Origin of the sequence: Pseudomonas sp. SJZ103 (assembly GCF_007828335.1) — a bacterium.
Classification (GTDB): Bacteria; Pseudomonadota; Gammaproteobacteria; order Pseudomonadales; family Pseudomonadaceae; genus Aquipseudomonas.
This window is the reverse complement of the sequence record NZ_VIUN01000022.1, coordinates 61,222-82,340: the sequence shown is the minus strand read 5'-3', so window position 1 is coordinate 82,340 and position 21,119 is coordinate 61,222. Positions and strand designations below refer to the sequence as shown.

Annotated in this window: 24 protein-coding genes; 3 read left to right on the top strand and 21 right to left on the bottom strand. The window is 61.1% G+C overall.

The features are described 5' to 3' along the window. From FBY10_RS29965 to FBY10_RS29955, 3 genes are all read right to left on the bottom strand, one after another. Positions 1–536 (bottom strand): substrate-binding domain-containing protein (locus FBY10_RS29965; protein ID WP_145338689.1); only part of this gene is annotated, 536 nt, incomplete at its 3' end. Between the two features lie 37 nt (positions 537–573). Next, positions 574–1,395, bottom strand: coding sequence for an SDR family oxidoreductase (locus FBY10_RS29960; protein ID WP_145338690.1), 822 nt, complete (start codon positions 1,393–1,395; stop codon positions 574–576). 238 nt (positions 1,396–1,633) lie between these two features. Then, positions 1,634–2,113 carry a GNAT family N-acetyltransferase gene (locus tag FBY10_RS29955; protein WP_027607824.1) on the bottom strand — a complete coding sequence of 160 codons (480 nt, stop codon included), beginning with the start codon at positions 2,111–2,113 and terminating at the stop codon, positions 1,634–1,636. Positions 2,114–2,300: 187 nt separating this feature from the next. On the opposite strand from FBY10_RS29955, the gene FBY10_RS29950 reads away from it, so the two are divergent. The 3 genes from FBY10_RS29950 to FBY10_RS29940 all read left to right on the top strand — a co-directional run bounded on the left by FBY10_RS29950 (position 2,301) and on the right by FBY10_RS29940 (position 4,233). Next, positions 2,301–3,497, top strand: a complete 1,197-nt coding sequence (locus FBY10_RS29950; RefSeq protein ID WP_145338691.1) for an MFS transporter — start codon at positions 2,301–2,303, stop codon at positions 3,495–3,497. Positions 3,498–3,582: 85 nt separating this feature from the next. After that, the gene (locus FBY10_RS29945; RefSeq protein WP_131697748.1) at positions 3,583–3,915 is read left to right on the top strand and encodes a hypothetical protein; all 333 of its coding nucleotides are present in this window, start codon (positions 3,583–3,585) and stop codon (positions 3,913–3,915) included. Positions 3,916–3,966: 51 nt separating this feature from the next. Continuing rightward, positions 3,967–4,233 (top strand): hypothetical protein, encoded by a 267-nt coding sequence (locus tag FBY10_RS29940; RefSeq protein ID WP_053140178.1) that lies wholly within the window; start codon positions 3,967–3,969, stop codon positions 4,231–4,233. 59 nt (positions 4,234–4,292) lie between these two features. Here FBY10_RS29940 and FBY10_RS29935 read toward each other — a convergent pair whose 3' ends face one another. The 18 genes from FBY10_RS29935 to plsX all read right to left on the bottom strand — a co-directional run bounded on the left by FBY10_RS29935 (position 4,293) and on the right by plsX (position 21,118). Further along, entirely contained in the window at positions 4,293–5,210 is a 918-nt protein-coding gene (locus FBY10_RS29935; RefSeq protein WP_145338692.1) for a PfkB family carbohydrate kinase, read from the bottom strand. Continuing rightward, positions 5,203–6,669: a cytosine permease gene (locus tag FBY10_RS29930; protein WP_145338693.1), complete on the bottom strand. Its 1,467-nt coding sequence runs from the start codon at positions 6,667–6,669 to the stop codon at positions 5,203–5,205. The genes FBY10_RS29935 and FBY10_RS29930 overlap by 8 nt, the downstream gene beginning before the upstream one ends. 77 nt (positions 6,670–6,746) lie before the next feature. Further along, complete coding sequence (locus tag FBY10_RS29925) at positions 6,747–7,748, bottom strand: ADP-ribosylglycohydrolase family protein (RefSeq protein WP_131697751.1); 1,002 nt, start codon at positions 7,746–7,748, stop codon at positions 6,747–6,749. After that, complete coding sequence (locus FBY10_RS29920; protein WP_145338694.1) at positions 7,745–8,458, bottom strand: GntR family transcriptional regulator; 714 nt, start codon at positions 8,456–8,458, stop codon at positions 7,745–7,747. The genes FBY10_RS29925 and FBY10_RS29920 overlap by 4 nt, the downstream gene beginning before the upstream one ends. A gap of 71 nt (positions 8,459–8,529) precedes the next feature. Further along, the gene (locus tag FBY10_RS29915) at positions 8,530–9,090 is read right to left on the bottom strand and encodes a DUF1285 domain-containing protein (protein ID WP_131697753.1); all 561 of its coding nucleotides are present in this window, start codon (positions 9,088–9,090) and stop codon (positions 8,530–8,532) included. Between the two features lie 16 nt (positions 9,091–9,106). Continuing rightward, the gene (locus FBY10_RS29910) at positions 9,107–9,712 is read right to left on the bottom strand and encodes a DUF4823 domain-containing protein (protein WP_027607816.1); all 606 of its coding nucleotides are present in this window, start codon (positions 9,710–9,712) and stop codon (positions 9,107–9,109) included. Between the two features lie 145 nt (positions 9,713–9,857). Further along, a complete protein-coding gene (locus FBY10_RS29905) occupies positions 9,858–10,826 on the bottom strand; it encodes a GTP 3',8-cyclase MoaA (RefSeq protein ID WP_145338695.1) in 969 nt (322 codons plus the stop codon). Between the two features lie 114 nt (positions 10,827–10,940). Beyond that, positions 10,941–11,609 carry a TetR/AcrR family transcriptional regulator gene (locus FBY10_RS29900; protein ID WP_027607814.1) on the bottom strand — a complete coding sequence of 223 codons (669 nt, stop codon included), beginning with the start codon at positions 11,607–11,609 and terminating at the stop codon, positions 10,941–10,943. A gap of 445 nt (positions 11,610–12,054) precedes the next feature. Continuing rightward, positions 12,055–12,840: a TatD family hydrolase gene (locus FBY10_RS29895; protein ID WP_145338696.1), complete on the bottom strand. Its 786-nt coding sequence runs from the start codon at positions 12,838–12,840 to the stop codon at positions 12,055–12,057. 63 nt (positions 12,841–12,903) lie between these two features. After that, entirely contained in the window at positions 12,904–13,893 is a 990-nt protein-coding gene (locus FBY10_RS29890; RefSeq protein WP_145338697.1) for a DNA polymerase III subunit delta', read from the bottom strand. Then, the gene (gene tmk, locus FBY10_RS29885; protein WP_145338698.1) at positions 13,886–14,518 is read right to left on the bottom strand and encodes a dTMP kinase; all 633 of its coding nucleotides are present in this window, start codon (positions 14,516–14,518) and stop codon (positions 13,886–13,888) included. The genes FBY10_RS29890 and tmk overlap by 8 nt, the downstream gene beginning before the upstream one ends. Positions 14,519–14,537: 19 nt before the next feature. Beyond that, the gene (mltG, locus tag FBY10_RS29880) at positions 14,538–15,659 is read right to left on the bottom strand and encodes an endolytic transglycosylase MltG (RefSeq protein ID WP_131697758.1); all 1,122 of its coding nucleotides are present in this window, start codon (positions 15,657–15,659) and stop codon (positions 14,538–14,540) included. Position 15,660: 1 nt separating this feature from the next. Beyond that, positions 15,661–16,476: an aminodeoxychorismate lyase gene (gene pabC, locus FBY10_RS29875; RefSeq protein ID WP_145338699.1), complete on the bottom strand. Its 816-nt coding sequence runs from the start codon at positions 16,474–16,476 to the stop codon at positions 15,661–15,663. Then, positions 16,476–17,720, bottom strand: a complete 1,245-nt coding sequence (gene fabF, locus FBY10_RS29870; protein ID WP_145338700.1) for a beta-ketoacyl-ACP synthase II — start codon at positions 17,718–17,720, stop codon at positions 16,476–16,478. Before fabF ends, pabC begins: the two co-directional genes overlap by 1 nt. 127 nt (positions 17,721–17,847) lie before the next feature. Beyond that, positions 17,848–18,084, bottom strand: coding sequence for an acyl carrier protein (acpP, locus tag FBY10_RS29865; RefSeq protein ID WP_003442511.1), 237 nt, complete (start codon positions 18,082–18,084; stop codon positions 17,848–17,850). 191 nt (positions 18,085–18,275) lie between these two features. Further along, entirely contained in the window at positions 18,276–19,019 is a 744-nt protein-coding gene (fabG, locus tag FBY10_RS29860) for a 3-oxoacyl-ACP reductase FabG (protein ID WP_015885432.1), read from the bottom strand. A gap of 24 nt (positions 19,020–19,043) precedes the next feature. Beyond that, the gene (gene fabD, locus FBY10_RS29855; protein WP_032886801.1) at positions 19,044–19,982 is read right to left on the bottom strand and encodes an ACP S-malonyltransferase; all 939 of its coding nucleotides are present in this window, start codon (positions 19,980–19,982) and stop codon (positions 19,044–19,046) included. A 125-nt stretch (positions 19,983–20,107) separates the two neighbouring features. Next, positions 20,108–21,118, bottom strand: coding sequence for a phosphate acyltransferase PlsX (plsX, locus tag FBY10_RS29850; protein ID WP_131697761.1), 1,011 nt, complete (start codon positions 21,116–21,118; stop codon positions 20,108–20,110). Between the last annotated feature and the right edge of the window lies 1 nt (position 21,119).

Genomic DNA, 21,119 nt, shown 5'->3' with positions numbered 1-21,119 from the left:
ATCGAGCCGTCGGTGCGTTTCTTGCCGGTGTCGAGTTCATTGAAGGTGTTGATCACCGCGTAGGTGTCCTTCCAGTCCCAACCGCGTTTTTTCGCCTCGGCAGCCATGGCCGCGCCTTGCTTCTGGCCCACTTCAAACGCGGCCATGCCCAGGTACGGCACGTCCTCCATGAAGTTGCCCTTGGCGTCGACAAAGCGGTCATCCACGGCAATCACTTTCAAGCCGTTGGCTTTGGCCTTGGCGACGATGGCCGGGCCCAGGGACACATCCGGCGGGCAGATGACAAAGCCCTTGGCGCCGTTGGCGGCCAGGCTGTCGATGGCCGAGAGGGTTTTCTCGCCATCGGGCACGGCGATCTTGATCACAGTAAAGCCATGTTCCTTGCCGGCTTTTTCGGCGAAGGCCCATTCGGTCTGGAACCACGGCTCCTCGGCCTGTTTGACCAGGAAGCCGATCTTCACTTCCTCGGCAAAAGCGAAAGTACTGAGGCCGCTGAGCACGGCGGCAGCTGCCAGTACGCGTATTCCTTTTTTCATGAACGGCACCTCTTGTTGTTATTGGGAGTGGCAAGTTCTAGTCGTGGTACATCACAGACCGCCCGCCATCGATCATCAGGCAGGTGGCATTGATAAAGGGCGCCTCGTCGGTCGCCAGGAACAGCGCCGTCATCGCCACCTCGATGGGCTGGCCGATGCGCTTGGGCGGGTGCAGGTCGAACGCGCGCTGGCGCTCGGCGTGGGGGTCAGGGAAACCGTTCCAGTAGTCGACGTTGAGCTGGGTTTCGATATAGCCCGGGGCGATGGCATTCACGCGAATGCCCTTGGGCGCGTATTCGATACCCAGGGCGCGGGTAAGGCCGAGCAGGCCGTGCTTGGCCACGGGGTAAGGGAAGCAGCCGGGAATGATGTGGCTGGAATGGGTGGAGGCGATATTGATGATGTTGCCGATGCCCTGCTCGATCATGTGCGGCAGCACCGTGCGGCAGCCGTACCAGGCGCCGTCGAGGTCGATGGCGAAGCAACGACGCCAGTCTTCGTCGCTCATCTCCAACGGGTCGCGGAACACGTTGACGCCGGCACAGTTGACCAGTACATCCACCCGGCCGAAGCGCTCAATGGCCACATTGACCAGCGCCAGCCATTGCTCTTTGGAGGTGATATCGACCGGCTGCGCGTAGATCTCGGCGCCGCGTTCGCGCCAGTGGGCGGCGACTTTCTCGACCTTTTCGCCCTGGATATCAGCGATCACCAGGCGTGCCTGCTGGGCCTGGAAACACGCGACGATCGCCTCACCAATGCCCTGAGCGGCGCCGGTGATGATCACCACCTTGTTCTTCAGCCGCTCGCCGTAGGTTGGCTCGGGCACGGCGGGTAATGACAACGGTTGAGCCTGCATCGCTTCACCTGTTTTATTTTTGGCAGTGAGTGCTGATGCAGAGGACTATAAACCCATCATTTGAAATATCTCAATATATAAATTTGCATCCCACATAGTGAGCAAAATCAAAAAATAATGTGGGAGGGGGCTTGCTCCCGATAGCGGCACGTCAGCTACAGAAAGGCTGACTGATTCACCGCTATCGGGAGCAAGCCCCCTCCCACATTTGATCTACAGTGCTTTCAAAACGGTGGCCTCAGCCAAGGGCGAAGTCTCGCAGCGCATCACCTTCCATGCGATAGCGCACCCACTCCTCCTGCGGCTGCGCGCCGATGGATTTGTAGAAGGCAATCGCCGGCTCGTTCCAGTCCAGCACGCTCCATTCGAAGCGCGCGCAACCGTTATCAAAGGCAATCTTCGCCAAGTGGCGCAACAACTTCTTGCCCGCCCCGCCGCCACGTTGCTCCGGGTTGATGTACAGGTCTTCGAGGTACAGGCAGTTGCTGCCCAGCCACGTGGAATAGCTGAAAAAGAACACCGCAAAACCAATCGGCAAGCCATCCCGCGAGCAGATCAGGCCATGGGCGGTGGCGCCCTCGCTGAACAGGCTGCGCTGGATGTCCACCACGCTGGCGATCACTTCATGCCGGGCTTTTTCGTACTCGGCCAACTCAGTGATGAAAGTCAGGATTTGCGCAGCATCGCTGGGCACGGCGGGGCGAATCTCGATGGTCATGGGCGAGCCTTGGGCAATGTCAAAGCACACATATTAAGGCGCTTTGATGACTGGTTGCAGTGCAATTTCGTGGGTTGCCACGTTACTCCGGCCAGCAGTAATGCAAGGACCAGCAACCACAGAACAAACCCAATCAGCGTACATGTTAAACAAGGGACCATAAATCCAACCACCTCCAGGCGGCCCCATGCACTCCAAGTCCCCGGTGAGCACCCAGCTGTTTGCCCTGTTCTGCCTTGCCAGCTTCCTGCTGTCGCTATCCTACGGCTCGACCTTTCTGTTGTCATTGCTGATTCATGCACGCGGTGGCAACGAACACGACGCCGGCAGCGTGATCTGCGCCGCGATGCTCAGCACTTTTGTCGCGGTGCTGCTTTCCGGTCATTTGGCCGATGCGTTGGGGGCGGCGCGGGCCGTTGCGGGGATGGGTGTATTGCTGGTGGTGGCGTGCCTGGGTTTTGCGTTGATGCCGGGATTTGGCGAGGGCCTGATGCTGTTCGGGTTGTCCCTGGGGCTTGGCTGGGGCGTGTTCTATACCTTGGGCCCGATCATCGTGGCCATGCTGGTGGAGCCCCGGCAACGGGCCAAATATTTTGCGTTGCTGTCGGGCAGCATGATGAGCGGCATCGGTGCGGGGCCTTTGCTGGGACGCGCCGCCAATGCGCTGGACCTGCCCCTGACCAGCGCCTTCTACATCGCCGCGCTGGCCAGCCTGGTCGGGGTGCTGGTGTTCTGGCAATTGGGCACGGCGCTCAAGCGCCACGCAATGGCGCCGGTGTCGAAAATATCCTGGGGAGCGTGTTGCCGCGTGCTGTCTTCACGGGCCGTGTTTGCGATTGTCATGGTGGGCCTCGGAGGGTGCGTGTTTGGTGGTTTGTCTTCGTTCCAGACCAGCTACGCAGCGGCCCACGGCCTGGATTATTCGCTGTTCTTCACAGGGTTCGTGAGTGCGGCCATTTCCAGTCGCCTGCTGATAGCCGGCTACGTGGTCAAGCGTGATGCCTATGTGAGCGCCTGTGTGCTCTCCGGCGTGATGCTGGGGTCGATCCTGCTGTTTGCCTTTGGGGTCAGCGGCAACGCCAGCTACCTGTTGGCGGCCGTGACCTTGGGCGTCGGTTATGGCCTGACGTATTCGGTGATCAACGGGCTGGTGGCCAACGAGGCACCCGCCGGCACTACGTCCCAGGCACTGCTGTTGTTTAGCCTGGCGTATTTTGTCGGGGTATTCGGCTTTCCGTGGCTGGCGGGCTGGATCATCGTCGATTTCGGCCTCCCGGCGCTGATGCTCAGCGTGCTGGCCGTGGCCTTGGGCAATTGGTTGATCAGCCTGGCGCGCCTGGCTTGGCGCCAAGCAGCGTCACATAAAATCTTACAGGTGGGTTGATACCGTTCGTCGTCCTCAAGGCACGATCCGCAAACGGCGGCTGACCAATAAAGGGTAAGGACATTAATCCTAGGGAGAAACCCTCATGAAGCATTCCACGTTTGCTGCCCTCGCCCTCTCGGGTCTGTTGTCTGCCGCGTCGCTGAGCGCCTTTGCTGCCAGCTCGTCCACCGGACCGACCGATCCAACACCTGACGCCACCACTGAGTCCCAGAAATCCATGGGTACCGGCCTCGACACCAATGGCGGTGCGATTATCCAACCCGGTGCTGACCCTCGTACCCAGGGCAATGACACCCAACGCCAGGCACCGCCTGCCGTCGGCAACGGCAAAATGGGCCCGGCGATCAATCAACCCAATATCAACAAGGGCGACGACTCGAACGTCCCTGGCGCGCCGAAACAGCCTGCACCTTGATCCATCGATAGCAACACCGACACCCGACCATTTCCCTGTGAAGAGGTACGCATGAACGTCGATAGAAACCTTGAGAAAGAAGTCCTCACCCGCCTGCTGCACGCCCATCCGCAAGGCTTGGGCAAGGAAGTGCTGGACAACTACCGTGGCGAAAAAGAGGTTGCCAGTGTATTGGCATTTCTGCAGGACCGCGGGCTCATCAAGGATGGGCATGTGACCACCGACGATGCCGGTGAGTACTCACTGAATTTGCCGATCAAGTTGACAGCGTCGGGTGTGGACGAGGCGCGCAAGCTCGAAGGTGAGACACGCCAGTAGCACTCGTGCAAAACCAGATGTGGGAGTGGGCTTGCTCGCTCCCACATTTTTGCCCGCGTTTATTCTGTAAGTAATGCGTCGACTTCGGCGGCGCCTGGGGAAGTTGCCGGCCCCCACCGTGTCACCGCCAGAGCTGCCGCGGCGTTCGCCCGCTGTGCTGCCGCGGCAGGTTTCAAACCACCCGCCAATCCCGCAATAAACACCCCTGCATGTGCATCCCCCGCGCCATTGCTGTCCACCGCCTGCACCTTGAAGCCGGGTACATGCTCGATCTGACCTGCACGTCCCACCCAGCAGCCATTGGGGCCGTCGCGCACCACCAGCAGCGCCTCGACGGGTAGGTGCTGGCTGAGCGCCGGCAACGCAGCTGCAATGTCTGCCGTGCCAGTGAACGCCAAGGCTTCAGGACCATTGCTGGTCCAGATATCGATACGTGGCAACAGCACACGCATCAGGGGCGAATCCGGTGCCTTGACCAACGGGCCCGGGTCGAACACCACCGCGATTTCCCGGGGCAATGCCAGCAGCCAGTCGATCAGTGGATGGGCCTTACCCTCCAGGAGCAGGCTGTAGCCACTGACATACACATAGTCATCCGGATGCGGCACAACATTGGCCAGGTCCTCGGCACTCAGTTCACCCTCGGCGCCGATATGGGAAATAAAGGTGCGCTCGGTAGTGGCCTCGGTCAGGGACACGCACAAACCGGTGTCCTTTCCGCTGCTGGCCGCCAGGGCCATTTCAATGCCCTCGGCCTGCATCGCCGCGCGGGCCAGGTCGCCGAAGCGGCCATTGCCATGACGGCCCAGATAGACCACCGGCAAGCCATTGCGCCGCGCCGCCGCCATCACATTGAAGCCCCCGCCGGCTTCGAAGCTGGCGGACTTGGCCAGCACGTCGCCGCCGGTCGCGGGCAAGGTGTCGAGGGCCATGACCAGGTCGACGATGACCTGGCCCGTGTGCAGCAATCTAGACATTGGGGCTCTCGACTAACGCCGGACGACGGTCAGCCGCGCCGCCCAGTACCGCATAAATCCCACCGGCAACCAGGAAGGTGACGATCCAGCCCAGGCCATTGTGGCCAAGCCAGGAGTCGGACAACGGCCCGGCGAACCAGATGTTCTCGGCGGTGGTGCCGATGGTGGTGAAGCTGAAACCCAGCACGATGGCCACGGCCCAGGCGCCGAATGCACGCCATTCCACACCGCCGCGATACCAGTAGGCGCTGCTTGGGCTCACGTCCAGCAGGTCCTTGGGGCTGTAGTAATGACGATGGATCAGGTCGACCACGAAGATCCCGACCCACGCGGTGATCGGCACCGCCAGCAACGAGATGAAGGTGATGAACGGGCCGTAGAAACTGTCGGCGATCAGCATGAAATAAATGGAGCCTGCGAAGATCGCCACGATGTCGACGATCACCGCATGCACGCGCTTGACCTTCAGGCCGAGGGTCAAGGTGGTCAGGCCGGCCGAATACACCGACAGGTTGTTCGACAGCAACAGCCCGCCGAACGCGGTGATCAGGTACGGCACCGCCATCCAGGTCGGCAGCATGTCGCGGATCGCAATGATCGGGTCAGTGGCCGAGGCCAGGTCATTGTTGCCCACCGACAGCAGGCCGCCGAAGGTGATCAGCAGCACCAGCGGAATGCCCGCACCAAATGCCGCCGACGCCACCAGGCGCACGGCTGTGACGCTGCGGTGCTGGTAGCGCGACATGTCGGCACCGGCGTTGGCCCAGCCGATACCGGTACCGGCGGCCATGGTGCCAACGCCGATGATCATCGCGCTCAGGGGAGCCGGGGTGGCATTGAACACCGCGCTCCAGTCGATGGTGGCGCAGAGGAAACCGCCCACCAGGATATTCAACGCGCCGAACACGTAGGTGGCCCACTTCTGGATCACCAGCAAGGTGGCGTGGCCCAGGCCCGAAACGGCCAACGTCAGCAACACAAAAATGCCGATGAATATCAGGGTAAGGACCGGTGCGCTTTTCGCCTCGACCGCAGAGCCGAACAGAATCGAACACAACGACAGCAACACGAAGGCAGCCGTGGTGGTGTTGACGGTTTCCCAGCCCAGGCGCGACATCAACGACACCAGCGTCGGGCCGATATTGCCGCGCACGCCGAAGATGGCGCGGGACAAGGTCAGGCTGGGCGCACGACCGCGACGGCCAGCGATGGAGATGATGCCCACCACGGCGAAAGAGCCGGCGGCGCCGAGGATCGCGACGATAATTGCCTGCCAGATGGCCAGGCCGCGAAACGCCACAAGGGTGGCGCCGAGGGGCAGGCCGAGGATGCTGATATTGGCGGCGAACCACACCCAGAACAGTTGCAGCGGATGGCCGTTGCACTCGCCTTCAGGGACCGGTTCAATACCGCGGGTTTCCAATTGCCCGGCACTTTGGCCGGAAGAAGTACTGCTCATGAGACGTGCTCCTGGTGCCTGTATTTTTGTGGTTGTGGCAGATATGCAAGTTGAATCGGTATCCCGGTCTTCCTGACTCAGCGCAATTCGAGCAAGCCTTGAACCAGCGGCTGCAGATCCAGGCCATTGACCTGCTTGACCTGTTCGATCATCGATTCGGGCCAGCACTGCAGGCCGAGGCAGGCACCGAGCATCGCGCCGAGCATCGCGGCAATCGTGTCGGTATCGCCGCCCAGGCTCGCGGCCAGGCACAGGGCTTCGAACGCGTTCATGGCCCCCACCGCCACTTGCTGGGCGAGGGCAAATGACACCACCACCGACTCCTGGGAGGCGACGGAGGTGCCGATCAATTCATACAGCAGGTCGGCGAACAGGGCTTTGTCGCCGCTGCCGACGCTCAGGGTGCGTGCCCAACTGATGCGGGTGGAGATGCGCCCGCCGGCAATCCAATGGCCATGGCCTTCCGCCTGTTGAGCCACCTGGGTGCCGATATTCAAGGCTTCACCCAAGTCCACACCATTGATGCCCGCGGACACCACCGCCGCCACTGCCGCTGCGCTGGAAATGCCCAGGGTGGTGTTGTGGGTGACCTGGCAGGCCTGGATCACCGCCTGGATAAATCGCGCCGGGTCGCTGACATTGGCGGCGATCCCCACGGGAGTGATACGCATGGCGGCGCCATTGGTGGTGCCGTAGCGCCCGGACTCTTCCGGGGTATGGCCGTTGAGGATCATGTCGATTGCACGCTTGGTGGAGGGGCCGAGCAAATCCTGGGAGCCCTTGGCGCGCATCACCGCTTCCCAATCGATCAGGCGCCGGGCAAGCACGGTGGGGTCGATCTTGCCTTGGCCCTCGACCAGCAGCTCACCCACCAGGATCGCTTGCTCGGTGTCATCGGTGATGGAGCCCGCCGGCATATTGGGCGCGATGGGTTGGTCGGCGTCGGCATCTTCCAGGCCGGTAATGGCACCGAAACGCTGTTGCACTTGCTCACGGCTCAGGGATTGGGTGGGCATGCCCAGGGCATCGCCCAACGCCAGACCGTAGAAAGCGCCGAGGGCGCGGCTATTCGGGGTCATTTCGAAGATCCAAACTGCAGGTGCAGGCGAAAGTGCAGAGGGTCGAGCAGGCTTTCGACGTACTCCATGAAGCGCTCGCGGCGATCGTAGGTGGTGCGCGAGGCCTTGAGAAACACCGTGCCCACCGGGCGGCCAAGCAACTCGGCGTCTTCATCGCCAAGGGGCTCGGCGCCGATCCATTGGTCACCTTCGGCACCGACGTAACCGTAGGCTGCCAGGGTGATGGTCAGGGAATTGTCGATCAGGCCAACGCGGGGCAGGCCTTCCAGGCCACCGGACGCGGGCATCAACGAGCGCTCAAGGGAAACGGCCGTGCCATCAGTCGTCCGTCGACGGCGGTCGAGGGCGATAAATTGGTCGGTGCCGAACCGGCTGAACAGATCGGAGCGCGTCGTCGCTTCCAGGCGCAGAATATCGGTGGTCACCAGAGCCCCGGTGTCCGCCAGGGCCTGGGCCCAGCCGCTGGTTTGATCGAGCGCGATGCCATCAAACGTGACGATAGAGCCCACGCCGCTCTGGGTCGCGATGTAATTGCGCCTTTTGAGTTCGGCGAGGGCTTCACGCAGCGTGCCCCGGCTGACCGCAAACTCTTCAGCCAGTTGATGCTCGCCCGGCAACAGGAAACCGTCGGCCATCACCCCACCCTCGATACGGCGGATGAGCTCGTCGACGACGCGTTTTTTCTTATCAAATCGGACATGTCTAATCATGTACAAATTGATAACCGAAAGCGGTCATTTGCAGCAAGGGAATTATTTCAGGGAGATGAAAAAAATCGGGCTCAGGGTTCCAGGCCAATGCGGAAAAATTCGCCGCCGCTCCATACGCCAAGCCAGGTCTGACCGTTGATCGGACGGCTCACTGCCAACTCCACCAATTGGTAGAACACATTGCGATGCACCAGGGCTTCAAGGTTGGTACGCACGCGCAGATAGGGGGACGGCTCCTGGGTGACGGGGTCGATCACCACCCGCAGTGGATGCTCAATATCGGCTTCGATCTGTTCGTCGACGTTGGTGGTGAAGCGCAACACCTGGCTTTCGCCCTGCCCTTCGACGTCGAGAGTAACCGCGACAAAGGGCGCATCATCGACGGTGATACCGACTTTTTCCACGGGAGTGATCAGGAAGTAATCATCGCCGTCGCGGCGGATAATAGTGGAGAACAACTTGACCATCGGCTTACGCCCGATCGGCGTGCCCTGATAGAACCAGGTGCCGTCACGGGCGATCCGCATGTCGATATTGCCGCAGAAATCCGGGTTCCACAGATGCACCGGCGCCGGTCCCTTGCCCTTGGGCAACTGTGCCAACAGATCGTTGGCCTTGGCGGAATCGGTCATGGTGTTCTCCTTGGTGTTACTGATCGCCCATGCCCAGCAGGCCTCGGGCGTACTGCGCCAAGGGGCGGGCAATCAGATCTTCTGGCTTGTTGTCGTGGAACGTCAGTAAACCGCCACGACTGCGAATACGTGCAGTATCAATCAAATACTGGGTGCTGGTCTCGATCAACATGATCTGGATCACCCCGTTGTCCAGGCCAAGCCGGTCCAGCGCCTCTTGATCAGCCCATTCGTCGGCGTTGCCGATACGGTCATCGGCCTTGGCGAAGCGGCAGTACAGCAGGTAGTGGGCACCCGCCGCACGGGCTTCGGCCATCGCCTGCTCGAGGCCTTCCGGCTGACGAGCGCGACGCACCATGGGGAAGTATTCGACGAAACCGTTGAAGGCTTCCTCGGCCACCACGTTCGGCCGCGGGTAGGCGCTGCCGGGCGGTACGAAGGCGCCCTGGGCAATAAAGACAAAGGAATCCGGCTGTATGCGCACCGAGGCGGTACGACGAGTATCGCTGTGGTCCAGCAGCCCGGCGTCGCTCATCTGATAACGGGTGCCTTCGGCCATATCGCTGACGGTCATGCAACCACTCAGCGTCAACGACGCCAGCAACAAAACCAGACTACGCATCCTAATCCTCCAGAAGCCGGTGACGGAAAACCGGCGAATGGCCACGAGATGCAGAATCCGCGCCATTTGGAAACAACGCAGAACTAAATGTGGGAGGGGGTTTGCCGCCTCCCACATTGGGTGATGTGTAATCTTGGGGATAGGGTCAGCCGCCGATGATCTTCATGACCGTCGCGCCGCCGGAGAAGGCCACTTCCTGTTTGTCGCCCAGGGCCTTCATCAGCAGGCCTTGCAGGGCCGGCAGCGCCTGGTGGCGGGGCTTGTCCAACAGGTCGCCGACGTAGTGACGGTTGCTCGACGACAGGCAGCCATGCAGCCAGCCGGTCGACGACAACCGCAGCCGTGAACAGGTACGGCAGAACGGCACGCTTTCGTTGGCGATCACGCCAAAGAAGCCTTTGCCCGGCACTTCGTAGCGCACCGCCGTGGCATCCACGGGAGCGTTGGCTTGCAGGTATTCGTGATGTTCGCCGATCAGGCTGAGCAGTTGTTGCAGGCTGACGAACTGCTGCAGGAATGCATTGGAGTCCTTGGCCAGGTGGCCCATGCGCATCAACTCGATAAAACGCAGCTCGTAACCACGCTCCAGGCAGTAGTCGAGCAGCGGCATCACCTGGTCGAGGTTCTGGCCGCGCAACGGCACCATGTTGACCTTGATCTTGATCCCGGCGGCGCGGGCCTGGTCCATACCATCGAGCACGGTGGCCAGGTCGCCGCCACGGGCGATGCTGCGAAAGGCATCGGCATCCAGGGTGTCGAGGGAGACGTTGATACGGCGGATGCCGGCATCCACCAGCAGCGGCAGTTTGCGCGCCAGCAACTGGCCGTTGGTGGTCAGGCTGATATCGCTGAGGCCCATGCCGCCCACTGCGCCCATGAAGGCTTCCAGCTTGGGGCTGACCAGCGGTTCGCCGCCGGTGATGCGCAAGCGGTCGATACCCGCCGCCTCGATCAGGTAGGCCACGCCACGGGCCATGGCCTCCGCCGAGAGTTCGTCCTGGGCAGCCACCAGCCGCTTGCCGTTCGGCACGCAGTAGGTACACGCGTAATTGCAGGCTGAGGTCAGGCTGATCCGCAAATTGCGAAAACGCCTGCCTTGACGATCAACGATCATGGATCACTCCGGCAGAGGAAGATTCGGGCGCACTGAAAACTGACTGATAAATCAGCTTTTAGCAAGATCCTTGCCTGAGTATATTCCTGGGTTACTGCGCCTGGCAGTAAATCGTTACGTGGCTGGGGTTTCGACGGGGGCCGCTTCAACCAGTGCTGGCTCGCTGCTGTGTTTACGCTTGTTGCCCATGCGCACACCGATGTCCATCAGGAACTGGAAGAAGCCTTCCTGATCTTCCAGCACATTGCTCCAGAACGGCGAGTGGTACAGCGCCACGGCGCCGTGCACCAAGGCCCATGCAGCGCAGTAGTGGAAGTACGGTGGTACGTCTTCAAGCTTGCCTTCGCTGATGCGCCCCTTGATCAGCAGGGTCAGGCGTTCGAAGTTCGAGGCGCGGATCTTGTGCAGCTCCTCGACCATCTCCGGCACTTGATGGCCCTTGACCACCTTCTCTTCCAGGCGGTCAAACAGACGGTAGCGCTGTGGGTCCCGCATACGGAACTCGAAGTAGGCACGGGACAGCGCTTCCTTGTCCTTGTCGACATCGGCCGAATGCAGCAGCTCGTTCAAGTCGCGCTCATAGTCGAGCATCAGGCGCAGGTAGATCTCGGCCTTGGACTTGAAGTGTTTGTAGATCGTGCCTTTGCCGATACCCACGGCATCCGCGATCATCTCGACGGTGACGCTGTCTTCGCCTTGTTCGAGGAACAACTTGAGTGCGGTGTCGAGAATTTCCTGCTCACGGCGGCGAAACTCACGGACCTTACGGGGTTCTTTGTGCATGAGGAAGAGGTCTGCAAAGGTCGGAATAGGGAGGGTTGCGCAGGGCCACAAATACATGGCGATACGATTTACCCAGTGCGAGGGATTATCCCGACTGAACGGTCGTTGGGCAACGTCTATGTGAACCCGCCCTGCACTTTACTTTCAGAGCGCCAACGATTTCATGCCTATCAGTCAGAAATAAAACGCAACAACTGCGCCCGTGCACCCGCCCAATGAGAACTCAAGCGAAGCGCATGTATTCCAAATCTGTTTAAAAAACGATCAGTCGTGACTGGACTGAATCAGATACTGATCAATACTTGAACTGTCGGCGTGACATCTCCCCCAAGTGAAGCGCCGACCTGGGTACCGACGGACTGTGTGCCCTTGTTTTACTCCTAATGGTCTTAACCCGGATTCACCCCCCAGAACCCGGGTTTTTTTTGCCTGCGATTCAGTCGTGTCAGGCAACTACATGGGCCAGAGGGAAGAGGCGCTTGAAGTTTTCGGTGGTCTGCTCGGCAAAGCGCTCATAGGACTCACCGCGCAGCATGGCCAGGTAATCCGCCACATCCCGTACATATTCAGGCAGGTTCGGTTTGCCACGATGGGGAATCGGCGCCAGGTACGGCGAATCGGTTTCCACCAGCAGGCGATCCGCCGGGACCTGGCGCGCCACGTCGCGCAGGGCATCGGCATTGCGGAACGTGACAATGCCCGACAAGGAAATATAGAAACCCAGGTCGAGTGCGGCCCTGGCCATGTCCCAATCCTCGGTAAAGCAATGCAACACGCCGGCTTGGGGCAACGCGGCTTCGCGCAACAGGGCAAGGGTATCGGCACGGGCGCCACGGGTGTGGACGATCACCGGTTTGCCGGTTTGCCGGGCGGCCTGCAAATGCAAGCGAAACGAGGCCTGCTGCAACTCGGCGGCTTCCGGTTCGTAATGGTAGTCCAGGCCGGTTTCGCCGATGGCCACCACGCGCGGGTGATTGAGTTCGCCCAGCAGCCAGTCGAGGGCCGGGGCTTCGCCGGGCTTGAGGTCCAGCGGGTGGATACCCACCGAGCAATCCACATCGGCATAACGCTCGGCCAGGCCTTTGACGTCAGCAGCATTTTCGGCGCTGACGCCAATGCATAGGAAATGCCCTACCCCACGCTGGCGTGCAGCGTCGAGGGCAGCATCAAGGGAGCCGCCGTGCTGGGTGAGGTCAAGGCGATCAAGGTGGCAGTGGGAATCTACAAGCATAGGAAATTACGACTTAAGTCACGGAAAGTGTCTGGCCAACGATACACCCGTCGGCCAAGGAAATTAACGCCGGCCGAGCAAGCCAACCCACTGCACCAGCAGCGCTTCAAGCAACAGCACGCGGTTGAGGTTGGCCTTGCCGAGCACCTTCTGGCGCTGGGCGAGGATCCAGTCCTGGATAGTCAGTACCTTGTCCTGGGCACTTTTCTGCGCGAGGTATTGCACCACCTTGCGCATGTCCGGCAAGCCCAGGCCGTTTTCATCCTGGGTCAACTGGTAGCGCAGGATCAGGCTCGACCAATCACAGAACCAGTCGAACAGCAGCAGCAAGGGAATGTCCTTCCAGGCACTTTCGGCCAACTGGGTGGCGGACAGCTCTTGTTTGAGCAGTTTTTTCACCCCATCCACAACCAGGGCGCGTTGCTCACGTACGCCCTGGGCTTGCAGCTTGACGGCCGCCAGCGGGGAACCGGCCGCCAGGGTCAGCAACTCGACCCGTTCCTCTTCGGAGCAATCCGGCAGCGCCTTCGCCAGCCATTGCAGGCTCATGGCTTCGCTCGGCAACGGGCAGGCCTGCTGTACGCAACGGCTGCGAATGGTCGGCAACAAGCGGCTGGACTGGTGACTCACCAGCAACAACACCGTGTCGCCGGAGGGTTCCTCCAGGCTCTTGAGCAAGGCATTGGCGGCGTTGATGTTCATCGCCTCCACCGGCTCGATCAATACGACTTTGCGCCCGCCCATCTGCGCGGTCTGCACCACGAAACTGACGAGGTCACGCACCTGGTCGACCTTGATCGCCTTATCGGCTTCCTCGGGTTCGAGCAGGTAATTGTCCGGGTGGCTGCCGGCCTTGAGCAACAGGCAGGATTTGCACTCGCCGCAGGCTTCAAGGTTGACCGGGCGCTGGCACAGCAAACTGGCCATGAGTCGCTCAGCCAGATCACGTTTACCAATACCGATCGGCCCGTGCAGCAGATAAGCGTGGGCGTGCTGTGCGCGTCCGGCCAACTGCTGCCAGAGACTGTCCTGCCATGGGTAGGCTTCAGCCACGGGCGCGCTCCAACAGCTTGGGCAACAGGGCGTCGATGGCCTGCTGCACTTGCGTCAATGGCTGGGCCGCGTCCAGCAGGTGGTAGCGCGCCGGTTCAGCCTCGGCGCGCTTGAGGAACGCGCTGCGCACAGCATCGAAAAACCCCTGGCCTTCCAGTTCGAAACGATCGAGACGCCCACGGGCGCTCGCGCGGGCCATGCCCACTTCCACCGGCAGGTCGAACAGCACTGTCAGGTCAGGGCGCAAGTCTCCTTGCACAAAGGTCTCAAGGGTAGCGATACGCGCCAGGGACAAGCCTCGGCCACCGCCCTGGTAGGCATAAGTGGAATCGGTGAAACGGTCGCAGATCACCACGGCACCACGGGCCAGGGCCGGGCGAATCACCTCGGCCAGGTGCTGGGCACGGGCAGCGAACACCAGCAGGAGCTCGGTGTCCGGGTTCATCTGTTCTTCGCCTGGGGCCAGCAACACTTCACGGATGCGCTCGGCCAGTGGCGTACCGCCGGGCTCACGGGTCAACACCACCTCGACACCTTCAGCGCGCAAGCGCCCGGCCAGGTAATCGCGGTTGGTGCTTTTGCCGGCGCCTTCGGGGCCTTCCAGGGTAATAAACAAGCCAGTCACAGGCAGTCCTTAGTCAGAGTCATTGCGGGCTTTGCGGCGCGGCGGCATCCGACGCGGGCTCGGCGGGTGCATCAGCAGGCGGCGTTACGTCTTCCGGCGGTTTGACCATCGGTGCCGGGCTTGAGCGGTAATCGGCACGGCGCTTGAGCTGGAACTCACGCACGGCGGCATTATGCGCACCCAGGTCATCGGAGAAAATATGGCTACCGTCGCCACGGGCGACGAAATACAGGCTGCTGCCCGGCACCGGGTTCAACGCGGCATGGATCGCCTCGCGGCCGACCATGGCGATGGGTGTCGGCGGCAGACCGGCAACCATGTAGGTGTTGTAGGGGTTGGCTTCCTTGAGGTGCGCACGGGTCAACTTGCCGTTATAGCGCTCGCCCAGCCCGTAGATCACGGTCGGGTCGGTCTGCAGCAGCATGCCGATCTTCAGGCGGCGCACGAATACCCCGGCGATCTGCCCGCGCTCTTCCGGCACACCGGTCTCTTTCTCCACCAGGGAGGCCATGATCAAGGCTTGATAGGGGTCGGTATAGGGCGCATCGGCAGCGCGCTTGCTCCACTCCTGGGCGAGCACATCATCCAGGCGGTTATAGGCTTTCTTCAGGAACTCGACATCGGTCATGCCGCGCACGAAGCGGTAGGTATCCGGGAAGAACCGCCCTTCGGGGAACACGCCGGGATGGCCGAGCTTGTCCATCACTTCACTGTCACTCAGGCCCGACAGGGTCTGCACGATCTTTTCATGCTTGGCCAGTGCCGAACGCACCTGACGGAAATTCCAGCCCTCCACCAGCGTCAGGCTGTATTGCACCACTTCGCCGCGCTGCCACAGGCCGATCAGGCCTTCGGCGGTCATGCCGGGGGTCATGCGGTATTCACCGCTGTGCAGCGGTTGGCCGTCGAGGTTGAAGCGCCAATACAGGCGCAACCAGAACGCGCCGTCGAGCACGCCATCGGCTTCCAGGCGATTGAAGGTCCCGGTGGGCGTCGCCCCTGCCGGAACATCGAGCAATTGCTCCTGGGTCAGATTCAACGGCTGCTTCAAGGCAGCGTCGTATTTCCATGCGGAAAACCCCAACAGCAAAGCCGCCGAGAACAGACCGATCAGCAGCAGTACAACCAGTTTTCGTATCAACTCAAATATCCAATAGCGCGCGAACAATGCCCTGCAGTTTACGGGTGAGCGGCCCAACCGACCAGCTCATCGCAGCGCATCCACGCACCGGCCAAATGCCATAAACGCTGTTGCATACGAAGACTTCGTCGGCCTCGCGCAATTGCTCGAGACTGATGTCGGCCACAGCCACCGGGACGCCCAGGGCTTGCGCCTGCGCCAGGATCTCGGCGCGCATGACGCCTGCAACGCCGCAACGATTCAGATCAGCGGTTAGTAACAAGCCGTTACGCACCAGGAACAGGTTGCTGAATACGCCCTCAATGACACGCCCGGACATATCCAGCATCAAACCTTCGGCATGTTCGGCATCCTGCCATTCAGCACGGGCGAGCACCTGTTCGAGGCGATTGAGGTGCTTGAGACCGGCCAGCAGCGGCTGCTCGGCCAAGCGGGTGGCACACGCAAACAGACGAACACCGTCGGTTCCATGGGCCGGGGGATAGGTCGCAGGCGGACTGCCCTGCAAGATACGACGCACAGGGGCCTCGGGGTTGATGCCATAACCGCGCAGGCTGTCGCCGCGGGTGAGGATCAACTTGAGGACACCGTCGCCGAGAGCGGCGGCATAGGCCTGCACTTCGCTGCGGACCAGCACTTGATCCACAACGAAAGCGAGGCGCCTGCAGCCCTCATCAAGGCGTTGCAGGTGACGGTCAAGCAGCACGGGCTGCCCGGCCTTGACGGCGACGGTCTCGAACAGGCCGTCACCGTACGCCAGGCCGCGATCTTTCAGGGGCACGCTGTCCGCTGGCTGACCGTCGACCCAGCTGTGCATCACCCGGCGAACCGGCGGAACACCAGGGAACCGTTGGTGCCACCGAAGCCGAACGAGTTGGAGATCGCAACGTCGATCGGCATCTGTTGCGGCTCATGCGGCACGAAGTTCAGGTCGCAGCCTTCGTCCGGCTCATCGAGGTTGATGGTCGGCGGAGCGACCTGGTCCTTGATGGCCATCACACTGAAGATCGCTTCTACAGCGCCCGCCGCACCCAACAGGTGGCCGGTCATGGACTTGGTGGAGCTGACCGCCAGCTTGTAGGCGTGTTCGCCGAACACCGACTTGATGGCTTCGGCTTCCGCCAAATCGCCAGTCGGGGTCGAGGTGCCATGGGCATTGATGTATTGCACCTGATCTGCATTGACCTTGGCATCGCGCAAGGCGTTGGTGATGCAACGCGCAGCGCCGGCACCGTCGGACGGTGGCGAGGTCATGTGATAGGCGTCGCCGCTCATGCCAAACCCGATTAACTCGGCATAGATGGTGGCACCACGCGCCTTGGCGTGCTCCAACTCTTCGAGTACCAGGGCACCGGCACCGTCGGCCAGTACAAAGCCGTCACGGCCTTTGTCCCACGGGCGGCTGGCACGGGTCGGCTCGTCATTGCGGGTCGACAGTGCACGGGAGGCGCCGAAGCCGCCCATTCCCAGGCCGCAGGCCGCCATCTCAGCACCACCGGCGATCATCACGTCGGCTTCGTCATAGGCGATGTTACGCGCCGCCATACCGATGCAGTGGGTACCCGTGGTGCACGCCGTAGCAATGGCGTAGTTAGGCCCCTGCGCACCCAAGTGGATGGACAGGAAACCGGAAATCATATTGATGATCGAGCCAGGCACGAAGAACGGTGAAATTCGACGGGGCCCGGATTCGTGCAGCGTGCGGCTGGTTTCTTCGATATTGGTCAAACCGCCAATACCCGAACCCATTGCCACGCCGATGCGCTCACGGTTGGCGTCGGTCACTTCCAGGCCAGCGTTACGCACTGCCTGAAAACCGGCTGCCAGGCCGTATTGAATGAACAGGTCGAGCTTGCGGGACTCTTTGATCGAGAGATATTCCTCGACATTGAACCCCTTTACCGAGCCGCCAAAACGGGTGGAATAGGCAGAAAGGTCCGTATGTTCGATCAGACCAATACCACTGCGGCCAGCCAGAATGCCCTGCCAACTGCTCGGCACATCCGTACCCAGTGGCGACAACATACCCATACCGGTGACTACGACGCGTCTACGCGACACAGCACTCTCCTTTTTCTAATGACGACACTTTGCTTCAGAGCTTACTTTTCATCAGCGCTAAAGAAAAAACCGCACGCCGTTACAGCAGTGCGGTTTTTCCCTAACAGCAGGCGACGACTACAAACTATTACGCCTGGTGGTTCGTAACGTAGTCGATAGCAGCTTGAACAGTAGTGATTTTTTCAGCTTCTTCGTCCGGGATTTCGGTCTCGAATTCCTCTTCCAGAGCCATCACCAGCTCAACGGTGTCAAGGGAATCGGCACCCAGGTCTTCTACGAAGGAAGCAGTGTTGACCACTTCTTCTTCTTTGACGCCCAGTTGCTCGGCAACGATTTTCTTGACGCGCTCTTCGATGGTGCTCATACCTTGTTTAACTCCTAATGGACAAATTCAGGCAGCTGGCCAGTGGGTAAGTGTATAGAAAGCCTTTTCAGCTTTTCAACTGAAAGCTTCACCCTGTACCCGGTTTGCCACCTGCCTATAAATTAAGTTGCAGCTTTATAACGGATTTTAGACAGCTCGTATGACATTTTTTTGAAGCGATCCGTCACAATTTAACTCATGTACATCCCGCCGTTCACCGGGATTGTAGCCCCAGTCACGTATGCCGCACCGTCGGATGCCAGGAAAGTGACCACATTCGCGATCTCTTGAGCCTGGCCCAGACGGCCCAGCGGAATCTGCGTCAGCAACGCCTCACGCTGTGCTTCCGGCAGTTCGCGGGTCATATCGGTGTCGATGAACCCTGGGGCCACCGAATTGACCGTAATCGACCGCGAGCCGACCTCACGCGCCAATGCACGGCTGAAACCTTCCAGACCGGCCTTGGCGGCTGCATAGTTTACTTGGCCTGCGTTGCCCATGGCACCCACTACGGAGCCAATATTGATAATTCGACCCCAACGCGCCTTGGTCATGCCGCGCAAAACACCCTTGGACAGGCGAAACAGACTGTTCAGATTGGTATCGACCACGTCGTACCACTCGTCGTCTTTCATGCGCATCATCAGGTTATCGCGGGTGATACCAGCGTTATTCACAAGAATTGCCGGGGCGCCGAACTGTGCGGTGATCTCGGCCAAGACGGCAGCCACGGACTCATCGCTGGTCACGTTCAGCTCAAGGCCGGTGCCTTGTACGCCGTTTTCCTTCAGGGTCGCGGCGATACGCTCGGCGCCCGAGGCGGAAGTGGCGGTGCCAATCACGACGGCACCCTGACGACCCAGCTCCAGGGCGATGGCCTGGCCAATGCCACGGCTCGCGCCGGTAACCAGTGCAACTTTACCTTGCAGACTCATGCAGGCTTCTCCTAAGTTCGGGGATCAGGCCAGCGCCGCACGAGCGGCAGCGAAGGCATCCGGGGTATTGAGGTTGGCAGTCGACACGCCGTCGGCGCAGCGCTTGTTCAGGCCAGCCAGGACTTTGCCCGGGCCGCACTCGACCAGCTCGGTGGCGCCATTGGCGGCCAGGGTCTGGACCGACTCGACCCATCGCACAGGCTTGTAGAGTTGCTCCAGCAGGTCGCGCTTGAGGGTGTCGAGGTCGACGGCCACGGCCGCGCTGACGTTCTGCACCAGCGGGATCTGCGGCGCCTGCCAGTTGATGGCAGCGATGGACTCGGCAAAACGCTCGGCAGCCGGGCGCATCAGCTCGCAGTGCGACGGCACGCTCACCGGCAACGGCAATGCGCGCTTGGCACCACGTGCCTTGCAGCCCTCGATGGCACGCTCGACGGCCGCCTTGGCACCGGCGATCACCACCTGGCCTGGGGAGTTGAAGTTTACCGCGCTCACCACTTCACCCTGGGCCGCTTCGGCACAGGCTTCGATTACGACAGCATCGTCCAGCCCCAGGATAGCGGCCATCCCGCCCTGCCCGGCCGGAACGGCTTCCTGCATCAGCTGTCCACGACGCTCGACCAGCTTGACCGCTTCAGCAAGGGTCAGGCTGCCCGCCGCCACCAGGGCGCTGTATTCGCCCAGGCTATGACCGGCCACGAACGCCGGACGCGCACCGCCTTCGGCCAACCACAAGCGCCACAGGGCGATCGAAGCGGTCAGGATGGCTGGCTGGGTTTTATCGGTTTGATTGAGCTGCTCTTCCGGCCCCTGCTGGGTCAGCGCCCACAGGTCGTAACCCAGGGCCTCGGAAGCTTCCTTGAACGTGTCCAGGATCAGCGGGTATTGCGCGCCCAACTCGGCCAACATGCCGAGGGACTGCGAACCCTGCCCTGGAAAGACGAATGCGAGGGATGTAGACATGTAACAAGCCCCTAATGATCTGGTCGTCGGAAATGGTCGCTCCTCGGTGGGAGCGCACGAAACTGACAGATTGGATGGTCAATTGAACTGGCCGGTCACATTTAAGCATTCCCAGGCCAATTCGCCTAAGGCAACAGATCCTCAAGACGTCCGTGCAAGCGTTGCGGCAGGTTCTCCTGGATCTCGATCAAGGCCCGCGCAATCGCACTCTGGAAGCCTTCGACGCCTGCGGAACCGTGGCTTTTCACCACAATGCCCTGCAACCCGAGAAAGCTCGCGCCATTATGCCGCGCTGGCGCCAGATCGGCCTGTAGGCGACGCATCAACGGCAGCGCCAATGCCCCCACCAGGCGCGACGCCAGGCTTTGCTTGAACAGCGCTTCGATGCGCGTGGCGATCATGGTCGCCAGGCCTTCGCTGGATTTAAGCAGGATATTGCCGACAAACCCATCACACACCACCACATCCGCTTCGCCACGGTACAAACCATCACCCTCGACAAAGCCGATGTAGTTCAGACCTCGCGCACCTTGCAACAAGGTCGCGGCAAGCTTGACCTGCTGGTTGCCCTTGATGTCTTCGGTACCGATATTCAGCAAGGCCACGCGCGGACGAGCCACGCCCAGCGCTTCGGCGGCCACAGAGCCCATCACGGCGAACTGGAACAGGTGCTCGGCACTGCAATCCACATTCGCGCCCAGGTCGAGCAACTGGCAATAGCCTTTCTGCGTCGGAATCGCCGCCACCATCGCCGGCCGGTCAATTCCCGGCAGCGTCTTGAGCACATGCCGCGACAACGCCATCAGTGCACCGGTGTTGCCGGCGCTGACACAGGCTTGCACCTTGCCATCACGCAGCAGCTCCAAGGCCACACGCATCGAAGAGTCAGGCTTGCCGCGCAGGGCCGTCGCCGGTTTTTCATCCATGGTGATGGTTTCGCTGGCGGGCGTAACAGTCAGGCGCGCGCGATCCACCGCCGGATGGCTGGCAATCAGTTCTTCAAGGAGAGAGGGTTGACCGACGAGGGTCAGGTGCAGCGAGGGCGTAGCAGACAGGCTGGCAATGCAGGCCTGAACAATGCTGCGGGGACCGAAGTCCCCGCCCATTGCGTCAATCGCGATGACTTGAGCAGACAAG

Bases quoted from the DNA above. Each gene is read 5' to 3' on its own strand.
- FBY10_RS29960 (WP_145338690.1), bottom strand. From the start codon at position 1,395: ATGCAGGCTCAACCGTTGTCATTACCCGCCGTGCCCGAGCCAACCTAC.
- FBY10_RS29955 (WP_027607824.1), bottom strand. From the start codon at position 2,113: ATGACCATCGAGATTCGCCCCGCCGTGCCCAGCGATGCTGCGCAAATC.
- FBY10_RS29950 (WP_145338691.1), top strand. From the start codon at position 2,301: ATGCACTCCAAGTCCCCGGTGAGCACCCAGCTGTTTGCCCTGTTCTGC.
- FBY10_RS29945 (WP_131697748.1), top strand. From the start codon at position 3,583: ATGAAGCATTCCACGTTTGCTGCCCTCGCCCTCTCGGGTCTGTTGTCT.
- FBY10_RS29940 (WP_053140178.1), top strand. From the start codon at position 3,967: ATGAACGTCGATAGAAACCTTGAGAAAGAAGTCCTCACCCGCCTGCTG.
- FBY10_RS29935 (WP_145338692.1), bottom strand. From the start codon at position 5,210: ATGTCTAGATTGCTGCACACGGGCCAGGTCATCGTCGACCTGGTCATG.
- FBY10_RS29930 (WP_145338693.1), bottom strand. From the start codon at position 6,669: ATGAGCAGTACTTCTTCCGGCCAAAGTGCCGGGCAATTGGAAACCCGC.
- FBY10_RS29925 (WP_131697751.1), bottom strand. From the start codon at position 7,748: ATGACCCCGAATAGCCGCGCCCTCGGCGCTTTCTACGGTCTGGCGTTG.
- FBY10_RS29920 (WP_145338694.1), bottom strand. From the start codon at position 8,458: ATGATTAGACATGTCCGATTTGATAAGAAAAAACGCGTCGTCGACGAG.
- FBY10_RS29915 (WP_131697753.1), bottom strand. From the start codon at position 9,090: ATGACCGATTCCGCCAAGGCCAACGATCTGTTGGCACAGTTGCCCAAG.
- FBY10_RS29910 (WP_027607816.1), bottom strand. From the start codon at position 9,712: ATGCGTAGTCTGGTTTTGTTGCTGGCGTCGTTGACGCTGAGTGGTTGC.
- FBY10_RS29905 (WP_145338695.1), bottom strand. From the start codon at position 10,826: ATGATCGTTGATCGTCAAGGCAGGCGTTTTCGCAATTTGCGGATCAGC.
- FBY10_RS29900 (WP_027607814.1), bottom strand. From the start codon at position 11,609: ATGCACAAAGAACCCCGTAAGGTCCGTGAGTTTCGCCGCCGTGAGCAG.
- FBY10_RS29895 (WP_145338696.1), bottom strand. From the start codon at position 12,840: ATGCTTGTAGATTCCCACTGCCACCTTGATCGCCTTGACCTCACCCAG.
- pabC (WP_145338699.1), bottom strand. From the start codon at position 16,476: ATGCACAGCTGGGTCGACGGTCAGCCAGCGGACAGCGTGCCCCTGAAA.
- acpP (WP_003442511.1), bottom strand. From the start codon at position 18,084: ATGAGCACCATCGAAGAGCGCGTCAAGAAAATCGTTGCCGAGCAACTG.
- fabG (WP_015885432.1), bottom strand. From the start codon at position 19,019: ATGAGTCTGCAAGGTAAAGTTGCACTGGTTACCGGCGCGAGCCGTGGC.
- fabD (WP_032886801.1), bottom strand. From the start codon at position 19,982: ATGTCTACATCCCTCGCATTCGTCTTTCCAGGGCAGGGTTCGCAGTCC.